At 74.1% G+C, this 14,836-nt stretch carries 13 protein-coding genes; 3 read left to right on the top strand and 10 right to left on the bottom strand.

All coding sequences use genetic code 11. The annotated features are described in order from the left end of the window. The first annotated feature begins 27 nt into the window (after positions 1-27). Positions 28-825 carry an inositol monophosphatase family protein gene (locus tag ABTY56_RS15820; RefSeq protein WP_350629351.1) on the top strand — a complete coding sequence of 266 codons (798 nt, stop codon included), beginning with the start codon at positions 28-30 and terminating at the stop codon, positions 823-825. 103 nt (positions 826-928) lie between these two features. Here ABTY56_RS15820 and ABTY56_RS15815 read toward each other — a convergent pair whose 3' ends face one another. The 6 genes from ABTY56_RS15815 to ABTY56_RS15790 form a co-directional block, all read right to left on the bottom strand. Then, positions 929-2,131: a cytochrome P450 gene (locus tag ABTY56_RS15815; protein WP_350629332.1), complete on the bottom strand. Its 1,203-nt coding sequence runs from the start codon at positions 2,129-2,131 to the stop codon at positions 929-931. A gap of 55 nt (positions 2,132-2,186) precedes the next feature. Next, a complete protein-coding gene (locus ABTY56_RS15810; RefSeq protein WP_350629331.1) occupies positions 2,187-3,023 on the bottom strand; it encodes a tRNA-dependent cyclodipeptide synthase in 837 nt (278 codons plus the stop codon). 541 nt (positions 3,024-3,564) lie between these two features. Next, positions 3,565-5,049, bottom strand: a complete 1,485-nt coding sequence (locus ABTY56_RS15805) for a pyridoxal phosphate-dependent decarboxylase family protein (protein WP_350629330.1) — start codon at positions 5,047-5,049, stop codon at positions 3,565-3,567. A 26-nt stretch (positions 5,050-5,075) separates the two neighbouring features. Next, positions 5,076-6,533 (bottom strand): diaminobutyrate--2-oxoglutarate transaminase family protein, encoded by a 1,458-nt coding sequence (locus tag ABTY56_RS15800; protein WP_502893129.1) that lies wholly within the window; start codon positions 6,531-6,533, stop codon positions 5,076-5,078. A 224-nt stretch (positions 6,534-6,757) separates the two neighbouring features. After that, entirely contained in the window at positions 6,758-7,483 is a 726-nt protein-coding gene (locus tag ABTY56_RS15795) for a response regulator (RefSeq protein ID WP_350629329.1), read from the bottom strand. Next, complete coding sequence (locus ABTY56_RS15790; RefSeq protein WP_350629328.1) at positions 7,480-9,381, bottom strand: sensor histidine kinase; 1,902 nt, start codon at positions 9,379-9,381, stop codon at positions 7,480-7,482. Before ABTY56_RS15790 ends, ABTY56_RS15795 begins: the two co-directional genes overlap by 4 nt. Before the next feature lie 154 nt (positions 9,382-9,535). On the opposite strand from ABTY56_RS15790, the gene ABTY56_RS15785 reads away from it, so the two are divergent. Beyond that, positions 9,536-10,942 (top strand): cation:dicarboxylate symporter family transporter, encoded by a 1,407-nt coding sequence (locus ABTY56_RS15785; protein ID WP_350629327.1) that lies wholly within the window; start codon positions 9,536-9,538, stop codon positions 10,940-10,942. Between the two features lie 142 nt (positions 10,943-11,084). Here the strand turns inward: ABTY56_RS15785 and ABTY56_RS15780 are convergent, their stop codons facing one another. Both ABTY56_RS15780 and ABTY56_RS15775 read right to left on the bottom strand, forming a co-directional pair. Beyond that, entirely contained in the window at positions 11,085-12,062 is a 978-nt protein-coding gene (locus tag ABTY56_RS15780) for a hypothetical protein (protein WP_350629326.1), read from the bottom strand. Between the two features lie 215 nt (positions 12,063-12,277). Further along, on the bottom strand, positions 12,278-12,877 hold the full coding sequence (locus tag ABTY56_RS15775; protein ID WP_350629325.1) for an RNA polymerase sigma factor: 600 nt from the start codon (positions 12,875-12,877) through the stop codon (positions 12,278-12,280). 231 nt (positions 12,878-13,108) lie between these two features. On the opposite strand from ABTY56_RS15775, the gene ABTY56_RS15770 reads away from it, so the two are divergent. Next, complete coding sequence (locus tag ABTY56_RS15770) at positions 13,109-13,480, top strand: hypothetical protein (protein ID WP_350629324.1); 372 nt, start codon at positions 13,109-13,111, stop codon at positions 13,478-13,480. A 194-nt stretch (positions 13,481-13,674) separates the two neighbouring features. Here ABTY56_RS15770 and ABTY56_RS15765 read toward each other — a convergent pair whose 3' ends face one another. Both ABTY56_RS15765 and ABTY56_RS15760 read right to left on the bottom strand, forming a co-directional pair. Then, on the bottom strand, positions 13,675-14,370 hold the full coding sequence (locus ABTY56_RS15765; protein WP_350629323.1) for a GTP-binding protein: 696 nt from the start codon (positions 14,368-14,370) through the stop codon (positions 13,675-13,677). Further along, complete coding sequence (locus ABTY56_RS15760; RefSeq protein WP_502893128.1) at positions 14,351-14,833, bottom strand: DUF742 domain-containing protein; 483 nt, start codon at positions 14,831-14,833, stop codon at positions 14,351-14,353. Before ABTY56_RS15760 ends, ABTY56_RS15765 begins: the two co-directional genes overlap by 20 nt. Positions 14,834-14,836: the final 3 nt, after the last annotated feature.

Here is a 14,836-nt window from a genome sequence, read left to right as displayed (position 1 = left end):
CACAGCGAAGGGAGCGCGAACGTGCTGATGGACAAGGTGGCGGAGATACTCGCCGAGGCATCGGCCGAGGCGGTGGAGCCACGCTTCCGGGCGCTGGCCGCCGGCGAGGTGATGGAGAAGGGGCCCGGCGAGGTCGTGACGATCGCCGACCGCGAGGCCGAGGCCATCATCGCCCGCCGCCTGCACGAGCTGCTGCCGGTCCCCGTGGTCGGCGAGGAGGCCGTCGCCGCCGACCCCTCACTCGCCCGGGCGCTCCACGACGAACCCGCCGCCTGGCTGGTCGACCCGGTCGACGGCACCGCCAACTTCGTCGCCGGCCGCCCCGAGTACGCCGTGATGTGCTCCCTCGTCCGCAGCGGCCGCACCGTGGCCTCCTGGATCTGGCAGCCCGCCACCGCCACCGCCTACCGCGCCGAGCTGGGCTCCGGCGCCTGGCGCGACGGCGAGCGCCTCACCCGCCCGCCGGCACCACAGGACGCCGCCGAGCTGCGCGGCTCGGTGAAGAGCCGCTACCTCGAACCCGAGCACCGCCGCCGCCTGCTGGCCAACGCCACGGCCTTCGCCGAGGTCTCCCCCGGCCGGCACGCCGCCGGGATCGAGTACCCCGACGTGATCGAGGGCCGCTTCGACTTCCTCCTCTACTGGCGCACCCTCCCCTGGGACCACGCCCCCGGTTCCCTCCTCGTCACCGAGGCCGGCGGCGTCTCCGCCCGCCTGGACGGCACCCCCTACCGCCCCGAGGCCCCCGGCTGCGAGGACGGCCTCCTGGTCGCCGCCGACCCCCACACCTGGGAACTCACCCACAAGATCCTCCTGGGCGTCTGACGCGGCCCGACCGCGACCACGACCACCGAATCTGCCCCGGCACCGCGTCACCGGGGCACCGCGTCCCCGAGCCACCGCCTCACCGAGGCACCTGGGCAACGCGTCACCACACCACCGGCAGCCGCTCCGGCATGCGCTTGATGAAGCCCGGCCGCCAGGCCAACTGCTCGACGGGCAGCGCGAGCCGGAGCGCCGGCAACCGCTCGACCAGGGCGGTGACGGCGATCTCGGCATGCGTGCGGCCGAGCGCCGAGGCCGGGCAGAAGTGCCGGCCGGCCCCGAACGCCAGGTGGGGGTTCTCCGTCCGGTCGAAGTCGATCCGCTCCGGGTGCGGGAAGACCTCCGGGTCGTAGTTGGCGCCCTCGACCAGGACGAGCACCAACTCCCCCTCCCGTACCAGGACATCGCCCACCTGGACGTCCGCGAGCGCCAGCCGGGGCAGCGCGTCGCCGATCGACAGGTTGACCCGCAGCAGCTCGTCCACCGCGCGCCCGATCAGCGCGGGCTCCCGCCGCAGCCGCTCGGCGAGCTCTGGCTGCTCGCACAGGTAGACGACGGCGTTCAGCAGGAAGGCCGAGGTGGACACCGCGCCCGCGCCGAACAGCGACAGGGCGACGGTGGCGAGCAGTTCGTCACTGACCCGGTCCGACACGTCCGGGGAGCGACGCAGGGCGGCGAACCGTCCGAGCAGCCCGTCCACCGGTTCCGGATCGGCGTTGAGCTTCCCCAGCATGTAGCCGAGGTCCTTGTACCAGTTGGGCGTTGATCCCTCGAAGGGCACCGGGCTGGTGAGGAAGGCCACGTCGATGCCGGACATCAGCCGCCGCCAGTCGTCGGCCGGGATGCCGAGCAGCCGGCAGTGCAACGCGGCCGAGTAGGGCTCGGTGAAGCCGTCGCGCAGCTCACCGGGCGCGCCCTGCGCCTCCAACGCGTCGATCAGACGGTGGGCTTCGGCCTGCAGCCAGCCGTCGAGTTCCTTGTCTGCACGCGGGGCGAGCGTCTTCATGACGGCGTTGCGCAGCCCGGCGCTGTTGATGTTGCCCATGTTGTCGACCACCTCCGGCGGGATGGTCAGCGCGTACTGGCGCGGCACGCCCGGGTTGGCGGTGTCCTTGAGGCTGAACCGCTCGTCCTCCAGCACCTGCTTGGCGAGCCGGTAGCTGCTGACCAGCCACGCGGTGTTTCCGGTCATGGTGCGGACCCGGGCGACCGGCTGCTGCTCGCGCAGCCGGTCGGCCTCCTCGGGGAGCACGTCGCCCCGTCTGGAGAGCGGGAAGGTCAGGTCGGTCGTGAGCAGTTCCGTCACGTGTGGCTCCTTGCGTGAAGTTGCGGGGAATCGCGCGGATGGGAAGGGAAGTCGGTTAGGCGGCCCGGACGGGACCGGCCCCGACCGGCTCGGCCGCCCCCGCCTCGGACCTGATCGCCACCGCCTCGGACCCGACCGCCGCCGGCACCGGCGACAGGTTGTCCGGCACCGAGGGCACGCCGGCCGGACGGACCACCGCGTAGGCCTGGCCCGCCGCTGCCCGGGTCCCCTCCTCCCGCCCGAACAGGACGGGGGTGAGCGGCAGTTGCAGGTGGTAGCAGCTCACCGAGGAGGTCACGCCGAGCAGCGCCGGGGTGTCCAGGAAGAACGGCAGCTCAGCCGTGATGTAGCGCAGTCCGGCGGCGAGTTGGGGCTCGTTCGGTGCCAGGCCCTCGCCCATCCGGGCGGCCAGGAAGCCGCGCGCCATGCCCTCGGCGGCGGCCCGGTACACCGGGTCGGTCCGTAGGCCGTCGACGGCCTGGCGGTGCAGCCGCCGGTAGTTGTCGTCGGCGGCGAAGTCGGACAGGGCGTGCATCCCGACGGCGGTCCGGCGACCGGATTCCTCCACTCCCCGCTCGATCCGGCGGGCGGTGGCCTTGACCTCCTTGTCGGCCCGCCGCTGCGCGTGCTCGGGGGTGTAGCCGAAGGTCTCGAACTGGGTCGCGACGTGGAGGTCGGCGTACACGATGTCGATGCGCCCGAAGAACTCCAGCCCCCACCCGACGAGTTCGGAGATCCGGCGGTGACTGAAATAGCTGTTCCCCGGGCTGACGCCGATCAGCAGGTGCTCGCCCCGCTGCCATATCTCCCGGCACCTGCGGGAGTACGGGAGGGCCTCGTACGGGCCCGTCGGGGTGGTTATCGGCTCGTCGTCCGGGACGGTTTCGCGCATGCCTTGCCTCCGCTTCGCAGCAATGGTCACAGGACGGTGTTCGCGTGGATTTACCGGAATTCACAGAAGTGCACGGCGGGTAGGCGAAGTTCACCCGGATGTCAGGGAGTGATCGCCGCGCCCGGGCGACATGTGCCTGATCAGGTGGCCTACCCGGGGGTGCCGTGTGCGCATGGTGGGGCTGCGGCCACATGAAGTTACCGCCGCGCTTCGGGATCTCCGCAACCCCTGCCCGGGGGTTGGCGAAATGTGATCACCGGGCGGCCGGAAACGGCCTGTACACCCTCACGACGCTATGTCCACGGAGGTTATCGAGGCGCGGTCCGATATCCCCCGGACAGCCTCCCACGCCAGTGTGGATTCCTCCAACACCCTCACGGGAAATGCCTTCTGATTTGGAAGCGGAAAATAGGGCCCGACGCTCACCGAACGGGCAGAACGGGCCGAAGAACCCGAAGAACCCGAAGAACCCGAAGGAGCAGAGCGGGCCGAAGGAACCAAGGAACCGAAGGAACCCCGCGAGGCCCGGAGCGAGCGGCCGCTACCCCGCCCGCTCCCCTGCCACCTTGCGGCCCGCGCCCACCACCTCGCGCAGCAGCGACCCGACCTCCCCCACCGTCGTGTGCGGGTTCAGCAGCGTCAGCTTCAACCGCACCCGCCCCGGCCCGTCCCCCGGCAGCTCGGTACGCCCGACCACCGCCCGCCCGCTGCGCAGCAGCAACCGCCGCAGCCGGCCGTTCGTCTCGTCCAGCGCCGCCCCGTCCGTCACACCCGGCGGTCGGTAGCGGAAGAGGACGGTGGTGAGGACCGGGTCGGCGTGCAGTTCCAGGGAGGGGTCGGCACGGACGCCGTCGGCGGCGGCGTGGGCGAGGTCGTGGCAGGCGTCGACGAGCCGGCCGAGGCCGTCACGGCCGAGGGTGCGCAGGGTGACGACGAGTTTGAAGGCGTCGGCGCGGCGGGTGGTGCGCAGGGAGCGGCCGAGCAGGCTGGGGTAGCCGGCCTGCTCGTCGTCGACCGGGTTGAGGTACTCGGCGCGGCGGGCGAGCGAGACGTACGTCTCGGCGCGACGGACCAGGAAGACCCCGGCGGCGGCCGGCTGCCAGCCGAGCTTGTGCCAGTCGAGGGAGACCGAGTCGGCGCGGGCGATGCCGTCGAGCAGCGGGGCGAGCCGGTCGGAGAGCAGTGCCCCACCGCCGTACGCGGCGTCGACGTGCAGCCAGGCACCGTAGCGGCGGGCGAGATCGGCGGCGGCGGTCAGCGGGTCGACGGCTCCGGTGTCGGTGGTGCCGGCGGTGGCGACGACCGCGATCGGGGTCCGGCCGGCCCAGCTGGCTTCCGCCAGGGTCCGCTCCAACTCCTCCTCCCGCATCCGGAGTTGACGGTCGACGGGGACGGACAGGACGGCCCGCTCGCCGAGCCCGAGGAGTGCGGCGGCGCGTTGGACGGAGAAGTGCGCGGCCTCGGAGGCGAGGATGCACGGCCGGACGCCCGCCGGGATCCCGTCCAACTCCACGATGCCGTCGAGCTTCTGGTCGCGCGCCAGCATGAGCCCCATCAGGTTGGACTCGGTGCCGCCGGAGGTGAGGACCCCGGCGGAGCGCTGCGGGTCGTAGCCGACCAGCTCGGCGAGTTCGGCGAGCAGCGCGGTCTCCAGCGCCGTGGCGGCGGGGGCCTGGTCCCAGGAGTCCTGCGACGGGTTGAGGGCGCTCACGGCGAGGTCGGCGGCGGCGGCGACGGCGAGCGGCGGGCAGTGCAGGTGGGCGGCGCAGGCCGGGTCGGCGGGGTCGGCGGCTCCGTAGGCGAGGAGTTCGGTGAGCCGGGCGAGCGAGCCGCGGCCGCCGGTCGTGGTCAGGGCGTCGCCGACCAGCGCGGCGATCTCGGCGGGGCTGCCGGCCGGCAGCGGTCCGGAGCGCATGGCGATGCCCGTGTCGAGGGCGTCGAGGACGGTGGCCAGCAGTGGCCCGAGCGCGCCGGGCCCGGCTGCGCCGCCGGACAGGGCGTCCGACGCGACCTCGTCCCCCGGCATGCCGATCGGTCCGGACCCGGGCCCGCTCACCGCTCCGCCCGTCCCGCACCACCCGCTGCCGACGCCGACGGCGACGCCGCCGTCGCCGACGACGCGGCCGACGGCGCGGCGGCAGCCGCGGACCCGATCGCGTCGGCGAGCCGCTCGAGCACGGCCGCCACCTGCTCGTCCGTGATGGTGAGCGGCGGGAGCAGCCGCAGGACCGCGTCGTGGCGCCCGCCGAGTTCGACGATCAGACCGCGCGCCAGGCACGCCTCCCGCACCCGTACGGCGAGCGCCGGATCGGCCGGCCGGGCCCCGCAGGCGTCGGGCTCGGCCGTCGGGTCGACCAGTTCGACGCCGAGCATCAGCCCCCGGCCGCGCACGTCGCCGATCACCGGCAGTTCGCCCGCGAGTTCGCGCAGCCGGGCGGCCATCCGGTCGCCGACGACGGCCGCCCGCTCGGCCAGCCCGTGCGCGGCGACGTATCGGAGGGTCGCCGCCCCGGCGGCCATGGCGAGGGTGTTGCCGCGGAAGGTGCCGGTGTGGGCTCCGGGGCGCCAGCCGTCGTAGTCCTCGCGGTAGACGACGACGGCGAGCGGCAGACTGCCGCCGATGGCCTTGGAGAGCACCATCGCGTCGGGGACGATGCCGCTGTGCTCGACCGCCCACATGGCGCCGGTGCGGCCGACGCCGGTCTGCACCTCGTCCACGATCAGCGGGATGCCGCGTTCGGCGGTGATCCGGCGCATCGCGCGCAGCCAGCCGTCGGGCGCGGGGACGACGCCGCCCTCGCCCTGGACGGCCTCCAGGACCATCGCGGCGGGCGGCACCACGCCGCCCGACGGGTCGTCCAGCAGTCGCTCGACGTAGGTGGCGGCGAGGTCGGCCCCCGCGTCGCCGCCGACCCCGAACGGGCAGCGGTAGCCGTACGGGTAGGGCAGTCGGACGACCTCGCCGCCGCTCGGCAGCGGCTCCTTGACGGCGACGTTGCCGGTGAGCGCGAGGGCGCCGGCGGTCATGCCGTGGTACGCGCCGGTGAAGGCGAGCGCGCCGGTGCGGCCGGTCGCGGTCTGCGTCAGTTTGAGCGCGGCCTCGATGGCGTCCGTCCCGGCCGGACCGCAGAAGTGCACCCGGGCGCGGCTCGCGAACCCGGCGGGCAGGCTGTCGAACAGCGCGCTGGTGAAGTCGTCCTTCTCCGCGGTGGCGAGGTCGAGCAGGTGCAGCGGGGCGCCGCTGTCGAGGGTGCGGCGGATCGCCTCCAGCACCACCGGGTGGTTGTGGCCGAGGGCGAGCGTGCCGGCGCCGGAGAGGCAGTCCAGGTAGCGCCGCCCGTCGGCGCCCTCGACGGTCATGCCGTTGGCGCGGACCGGGACGATCGGGAAGGAGCGGGCGTACGTTCTGGCGGCGGACTCGCGGACACGCTGGCGACGCAGGATGGCCTCACCGGCGGCCGGGGCCGGGGTTCCGGAAGTGGCCTGGGCAGGTACGGCAGCGAGTGACACGACAACCCCCAGGAGAAGTTAGGTAAGCCTAACTTTATCGCTCCTGACCTGGCGGAACGCCCGCGGGGCACCGAGAACCACCCGAGCGAGTGAACTTCCCCCGATTCCTTCAACGACCGTCGCGCCGAAAGGTCACGCCCTCCACGCCCTTGACGCCCCCTCGACGCCCACCACGCCCGGAACCGCCGTCACGCCCTCCACGCCCTCCACGCCCGGAACCGCCGTCACGGCCTCGCCTTCCAGCGGTAGCACAGCTCCGGCCGCCCGACGTTGCCGTACTGCGGCTCCCGCACCGCCCGCCCGGTGTCCACCAGGTGCTCCAGGTACCGCCGCGCGGTGATCCGCGAGACCCCGGCGGCGGTTCCGGCAGCCGCCGCCGACAGCCCGGTCGCGGCGTCCCTGAGCACCGAGGCGACGGTGTCCAGGGTGGGCGCGCTCAGCCCCTTCGGCAGGGTGCTGCGCTCGGGGGTCCGCAGCAGGGCGAGCGCCTGGTCGACCTCGTCCTGGCCGGTGGCCTCGCCGGTGCGCCCGAGGCTGTCGCGGTAGCGGGCGTAGCGCTCCAGCCGGTCGTGCAGGGCGGCGGCGCTGAACGGCTTCAGCAGGTACTGCACGACCCCGGCCGAGACCGCCTGCCGGACCATTGCGAGGTCGCGCGCCGAGGTCACCGCGATGACGTCGGTGCCGTGGCCGGCGGCGCGCAGCGTGCGGCACAGCTGCAGCCCGTGGCCGTCCGGCAGGTAGAGGTCGAGGAGGGTGAGGTCGACGGGGGTCCCGGCGGCGCGGGCCCGGTCCAGGAAACGCAGTGCGTCGGCGCAGCTGTGGACGGTGCCGGCGGCACGGAAGCCCGGTTCACGCTCGACGTACAGGGTGTGTGCGGCTGCCGCCACCGGGTCGTCCTCGACGATCAGGACGGAGATCGCCGCCGGGTCGGCTTCACGGTGCGAGGTCATGCCAGGACCTCCTCCGGCTCGCGCCCTCCCGGCTCCCGCCGCTCCCCGCGCTCATCCGGCTCCCGCTGCTCCCCCGGCCGACCCGCCAACGGCAGCCGGACCGTCAGCACCGCGCCGCGCTCGCGCCCGACCTCGACGGTGCCGCCGTTGCGCCGGGCGGCCTGGGCGACCAGCGCCAGGCCGAGGCCGTGCCCGCGGCCGTCCTGCTTGGTGCTCCAGCCGCGCCGGAACACGTCCTCGACGGCCGAGGGGTCGATGCCCGCGCCGGTGTCGGCGACCCGCAGCAGCAGGCAGTCGCCGTCCGCGCCCGCGCCGGCGAGCACGCCCGTACCGGCACCGGCACCGGCACCTGTCCCGGCCCTCGGGGCGCCGCCGCCCTCGATCCGCGCCGTGACCGTCACCTCCGGCGGGACTGTGCTCTGCGCGGACCCGGCGATGGCGGCGTCCACGGCGTTGTCGACGAGGTTGCCGAGCACGGTGATCAGGTCCCGGGCAGAGAGGCCGGGCGGGAGCACCCCGTCGTCGATCCGGCTGTCCTCGGTGAGGGTCAACTCCACGCCCCGCTCGGCGGCTTGGGCGGCCTTGCCGAGCAGCAGCGCGGCGAGCACCGGCTCGCTCACCGCCGCGACCACCCGGTCGGTGAGCTGCTGGGCGAGTTCCAGTTCGGCGGTGGCGAACTCCACTGCCTGTTCGTGACGGCCGAGTTCGATCAGCGAGACGACCGCGTGCAGCCGGTTGGCGGCCTCGTGCGCCTGGGCGCCGAGCGCCTCGGTGAAGCCCCGAACCGAGTCCAACTCGCCGCTGAGCGCCTGCAGTTCGGTGTGATCCCGGAGGGTGACCACCCGGCCGAGGCCGGTGCCGATGATGGAGGTGTTGAGCACCACGACCCGCTCGGCGGTCAGGTGCACCTCGTCCCGGGCCGGCTCCTCGCCCAGGACGGCCGCCACCAGCGCCTCCGGCAGGTCCAGCTCCGCCACCGGCCGTCCGTCCAAGTCGCCTGTCAGGCCCAGCAGTTCGCGGGCGGCGTCGTTGCACAGCACGACCCGGTGCGAGCGGTCGAGCAGGACCAGGCCCTCGCGCACCGAGTGCAGCGTCGCCTGGTGGTACTCGTACAGGTGACTGAGCTCGTCCGGCCCCATGCCGTGCGTGTGCCGCCGCAGCCTGGAGTTGGCGAGGTAGGTGCCGGCGCCGCCGAGCGCGAGCGCGGCGACCGCCACTCCGACCAGGGCCATCAGCGGACCGCTGAGCTGCGCGGAGATCGACTCGACGGTGCGGCCCGCACTGACCAGCGCGACCACCCGGTGCCGGTCGTCCCACACCGGTGTGACCACCCGGACCGACGGACCGAGCGTGCCGGTGTAGGTCTCGCTGCGGGTCTGCCCGGCGAGCGCCCAGTCGATGTGCCCGAGGTAGCGCTTGCCGATCTGCTCGGGCAGCGGATGGGTCCAGCGCACGCCGCCGGTGTCCATGACGGTGATGAAGGAGACTCCGGTGTCCGTCCGCACCTGCTCGACGTACGGCTGGAGCACCGCGGTGGGGTCCGGGCCGGTGACGGCGGAGCGGACGGACGGCGAGTCGGCGACGGCGTGGGCGACCGCGGTCACCTCGCGGCGGGCCGCGTCCTCGTTCCGGTCGGCGGTGAAGAGGTACGCGAGCACCGCGCCGCCCGCGACCACGGCGGCGACGATCACCACCTGGACGACGAACAGCTGCCCGGCCAGACTGCGGACCAGCCGGCGCGGCAGGCGCCACGGCAGGCGGCGCGGCAACCCCCGGGGCGGGCGGCGGTACGGCCGGCGGTACGGGCGGCGGGCGAGGCCGGACGGCCGGAGCGGACCGAGCGCGGAGAACCGGGGGAGCCGACGGCGCGGGGTGGTGGGGGCGGTGCGCTCGGACATGCCAGCCAGTGTGCACCACGGGCGGCGCGAGCGACCCGGGCGCGGAGACCGTGAACTCTATGAACGCAAACGTGACCTCCGTCACGCCGCGGCCCATAGTTCGGAGCGGCCCACCACCCGGGGCCGCCAGGACTGCAGGGCGAAGGAGCCGCAGATGTCGATCGCTGGAGCCGCAACGGCGGGGGGACCCAGACGCAAGGACCGGACCCACTACCTCTACCTCGCCGTGATCGCCGCGGTGGTGGCGGGTGTGGTGGTCGGGCTGGCCGCCCCGGGCTTCGCCGTGGAGCTCAAGCCGGTCGGCACCGGCTTCGTCAACCTGATCAAGATGATGATCAGCCCGGTGATCTTCTGCACCATCGTGCTGGGCATCGGCTCGGTGACCAAGGCGGCGAAGGTCGGCAAGGTCGGCGGCCTGGCCCTCGGCTACTTCCTCGTCATGTCGACCGTCGCGCTGGCCATCGGCCTGGTCGTCGGCAACCTGCTGGAGCCCGGCGGCGGCCTGCACCTGACCGCCGCGCTGGCCAAGTCCGGCCACGCCCAGGCGGCGGCCGGCGGCGCCCAGTCGACCACCGACTTCCTGCTCGGGATGATCCCCGACACCATGTTCTCCGCCCTCACCCAGGGCAAGGTGCTGCAGACCCTGCTGGTCGCCCTGCTCGCCGGCTTCGCCCTGCAGGCGATGGGAGCGGCCGGCGCCCCGGTGCTGCGCGGGATCGAGCACGTGCAGCGGCTGGTCTTCCGGGTCATGGCGATGATCATGTGGGTCGCGCCGATCGGCGCCTTCGGGGCGATGGCGGCCGTGGTGGGGGCCACCGGCACCGCCGCGCTGAAGAGCCTCGCGGTCATCATGATCGGCTTCTACCTGACCTGCGCGCTGTTCGTCGTCGTGGTGCTGGGCACGCTGCTGCGCCTGGTCGCCGGGGTCAACGTGTTCGCGCTGCTGAAGTACCTCGGCCGCGAGTTCCTGCTCATCCTCTCGACCTCCTCCTCCGAGAGCGCACTGCCCCGCCTGATCGCCAAGATGGAGCACCTGGGCGTCAGCCGCCCGGTCGTCGGCATCACCGTGCCGACCGGCTACAGCTTCAACCTCGACGGCACCGCGATCTACCTGACCATGGCCTCGATCTTCATCTCCGAGGCGATGGACAAGCCGATGTCGATCGGCGAGCAGCTCTCGCTGCTGGTGTTCATGGTGATCGCGAGCAAGGGCGCGGCCGGCGTCACCGGTGCGGGACTGGCCACCCTCGCGGGCGGGCTGCAGTCGCACAAGCCCGCACTGGTGGACGGGGTCGGCCTGATCGTCGGCATCGACCGCTTCATGTCCGAGGCCCGCGCGCTCACCAACTTCGCGGGCAACGCCGTCGCGACCGTGCTCATCGGGCACTGGACCGGTGAGCTCGACACCGAGCGCGCCCGCCGGGTACTGGCCGGCGAGGTGCCGTTCGACGAACTGACCCTGGTCGACGGCCACGGCTCCGGGAGCCCGGCGACGGCGGGCGAACCCGCGCACGCCCCCGAGGCCGTCCCCACCCAGGGCGCCGCACCCGCCGCCGTCTGAGCGGCCGCGCGGTCCCCCGCACTCCCCCGGTCCGGCGCCACCCACCAACCCCCGGAAACGGCGCCGGGCCGGGGGCCTTCCGCTCCGTGCGGCTCGGCCCCGACGTGGCCGGAACGCGGCGCACGGCCGGCCCGACCGCCCCTCACAGCTCCTGCGAGCCGCTGACCCCCCAGGCCACCCCGCTGGCCGGATCCTCCAGCGCGACGTGCAGGTGGTGCAGCCCGGCCGTCGGCTCCTGCCAGGTGAAACAGCGCATCCGGGCCACCAGCGCGTTCACCTCACCCGGCTCCGGCCCGTCCGTCCCGGCCATCGCGGCCAGCGCCCGCCACAGCCCCAGCCGACCGTGCGCGCAGCCCTGCGTCCGGCCGACGGCGGCGGCCCGCACCAGCGCCGGGTAGACCAGCGCGAACGGCAGGTACCCGCCGACCACCCGCCGGCCCCGGGCCAGCTGGGCCGCCGCCAGCGGGGCCTGGCCACGGACGCAGACCACCTCCGCCCACGGCGCCAGCGCGCCCAGCTCGGCCAGCGCCCGGGTGACCCGCTGACCGGGGGGCCGGCCGCCCGTCCGCGTCACCGCCGCCGGAAGCTCCACCGCCCCGAGACCCTCCCGACTGGGCGGCAGGGTCAGCAGCGCGCTTCGCGCACCTCCGCCGGGCAGGTACTCCCGCACCCGCGCCGACTCCTCCCAACCCGCCGCCTCCCACGGCTCCAGCCGCAGCGGCACGCCCTCCGGATCAGGCTCGGCACCGCACGAGAGGTCCTCGCCGAGCAGCACCCGGGTGTGCGCGACCAGTCGGCGCACCGGGGCCGGGCCGAGGAGCGGGGCCAGCCGCAGCCAGGAGTGCCGGGTCGCCAGCACCTCCCACAGCGGACCGGCGTCGTGGTCGGCCACCCCGGCGACCGTCCCCTCTCCGCCGTCCCGGTCGAACAGCCGGACGGCCAGCTCGGGCGGCGCCGCGTAGGCGATCAGGTGGCCGAGCGGCGCCGTCAGGGCCGCCGCGGTCTCCTCCCCCGCTTCGACCACGGCGGCCGCCCGGCCCTGCCGGTAGGCGGCGAGCAGCTCGTGCCAGCGGCCGTCCTCGGCCAGGGCGCGCAGGCGGCGGTCCTCGTACGTGATCACGATTTGCAGCGTACGGGCCGGGGCGGCACATCAGCTGACTTGTCGTCAGCTCGGTGCGTCGGGCCGCGCGCCGCACGGGGCGACGGTGGCGGGCGACGGGTGGCGGGCAACGGGTGGGCGGTGGCGGGCGACGGGTGGCGGGCGACGGGTGGGCGGTGGCGGGCAACGGGTGAGGGATGGCAGACGGCGAAGGGGGAGCCGGGGGCGGAGGGCCGCTATCCGCACCCCCGCTCGCGCTCCCGTTCGACCACGGCGCGCAGCCGCCCGTGGGCACGGCGGCGGGTGACGGCCAGGGTGCTGCGGTGCAGCCCCAGCAGCTCTGCGGCCTCGTCGACGCTGTAGCCGTCGAGGTCGACCAGTGCCACCGCGCGGGCCTGCTTGGCGGTCAGGAAGCCCAGCAGCCGGACCACCTCCCAGCGCGCCTGCAACTCGGCCATGCCGCCCGCCCGGGGGCCGGACGCCGCACTGTCCCGCCCGGTCTCGGCACCCTGCTCCGGCACCTCGGGCATCGGGACCCTCCGCCGCTCCCGGCGCCACTGGTCGCGCAGGATGTTCACCATCGTGGTGAACGCGTAGGCGTACGGCTGAGGATGGCCGAGGAACCGCTCCGGCCGACGGGCGATCCGCAGGTACGCGTCGTGGACGACGTCCCCGGCGGCGAGCGGACTTCCGGTGAGCGAGGCGGCCGCCTGCTGGAGCCTGGGCAGCAGATCGGTGAACACCCGGTTGAACTCAGCCGATTGACCGCCGCTCCCGCACGGGCCGAAGCCCTTCTCCGGCCCGCCGCCGACCCGTCGACCGTTGCAATCCGCCATGCCGCCCTCCCCGGACATCGGCACCCCGAACGCCCGACCGGGCCTGGCCACAGCCCAATCGGACCGCTTGTGACACAGATCACATCATAGTTCGTCGTCTCACCGTTCGCAGTCATTCGTGTGCAACACGTCACCGGCCTTACGGGGAACGGGACTTCGTCTCCACCCGCACATCCCGGACGGCCGGGGCGCGCCCCGCCCGACGAGAACCGTTCAGCTAGGAGAACCACCGTGCGAGGTTGCATCGCCAGGAAGATCGCCGCGTTCGGGATGGCCGCCGCGGCCGCCCTCGGCACGCTCGGAATCACCGCCCTGCCGGCCGCGGCCGCGCCCGCCCCGAACCAGAGCATCACGCCCGGGTCCATCCCGGCGTCGAACACCATCGCCGCCGCGCCCTACCACTGCGTCATCACCGCGAACTACGGCTGGCGCTGGGAGGGCTACTGCCACGTCTACTCCGGCCAGCTGCGCACCATCACCTACTGCGCCAACGCCACGCACACCACCGGCCTGTGGATCGGCGCGCGACCGGAGGCGTGGGACGTCTGGGGCAACTGCCCGGGGTCCAGCTGGACGAAGATCGTCTTCCAGTGGCGCGGCTGATCGGCGCACCCCGGCGCGGGCAGCCGTCGGCGGTGTGAAGACAGAGGACGGAGGACGGGGACGGACGACGGACGACGAAGGGCCGCGGGTGACAGTGGGCAGCAGACAGATGACAGCTGACAACTTTCGAAATCTGTCAGCTGTCATCCGTCGGCTGTCGGCTGTCATCTGTCACCCGTCGTTCGCGCTCCGCCTCACCCGAACCCCACCGGCGCGGCGTCCGCGAGCAGCCGGGCGGCGCGCAGGCGGCCTGCGTGCTCGACCAGATTGATCAGCACCTCCTTTCCCGACGACCGGCGGCGCGCGTCGCAGAGCAGCACGGGCGTGCCGGCGTCCAGGTCCAGCGCGCGGGCGACCTCGGCCGGACCGAACTCCCGGGCTCCGGCGAAACGATTCACCGCCACCACGAACGGGATGCCCCGGTGCTCGAAGAAGTCGACGGCCGGAAAGCAGTCGGTCAGGCGGCGGGTGTCGGCGAGCACCACCGCACCCAGGGCCCCCTGGGCCAGCTCGTCCCAGAGGAACCAGAACCGGTCCTGCCCCGGGGTGCCGAAGAGGTAGACCGCCAGTCCCTCCCGGATGGTGATCCGCCCGAAGTCCATCGCCACCGTCGTGGTGCTCTTGCGCTCCACGCCGTCGAGGTCGTCCACCCCGCGCCCGACCTCGGTCAGCCGCTCCTCGGTGCGCAGCGGCCGGATCTCGCTGACCGCACCGACCAGTGTCGTCTTGCCGGCCCCGAAGCCGCCCGCCACCAGGATCTTGAGCGCGAGCACGGTGTCGTCGGGCTCCTCCGCCGCGAACGCCCCGGTGGGCCCGGACGGCCCGCTCGGCCGGTTCCGGCCGTCCGGCCGCGACCGTTCGGATCGGTGGTCAGAGTGCGCGGAGTCCATGGATGACCTCCTGGAGGATGCGCTCGTCGGGGAGCAGGGCGGGCGGGACGGGGCGCTTGACCCGGATGAGCCCGGCCGCGAGCAGGTCGCCGAGCAGTACCCGTACGACGCCCACCGGCAGGTCGAGGTCGGCGGCGAGTTCGGCCACGGACAGCGGGGTGCCCCGGCACAACGCGAGGATGCGCGCCTGTTCGGGGCCGACCGGCGGTTCGGGCGCGTCCGGGGCGAGCGCCGGATCGGGCAGGTCGCTGACGACCACGGCGATCAGGTCGAGCTGCTGCTGACCGGCCCCGGTACGGCCCCGGGTCATGGCGTACGGGCGGACCAGCGGGCCGGCCTCGTCGTCGTACCAGCGGGCCCGGTGGGCGGCGGCGAGCGGGTTGCGGGGGTGCGGACCGGGCTCGGCGCGCGGGTGTTCCGGATGTCGCCCGGCGGACGGCCCCTCGGAGGACGGTCGGGGCACCCG

It is taken from the genome of Kitasatospora sp. NPDC097691 (genome assembly GCF_040302665.1).
Classification (GTDB): Bacteria; Actinomycetota; Actinomycetes; order Streptomycetales; family Streptomycetaceae; genus Kitasatospora.
Note: the sequence above shows the minus strand (reverse complement) of the source record. Positions and strands in the feature narration are given on the sequence as shown.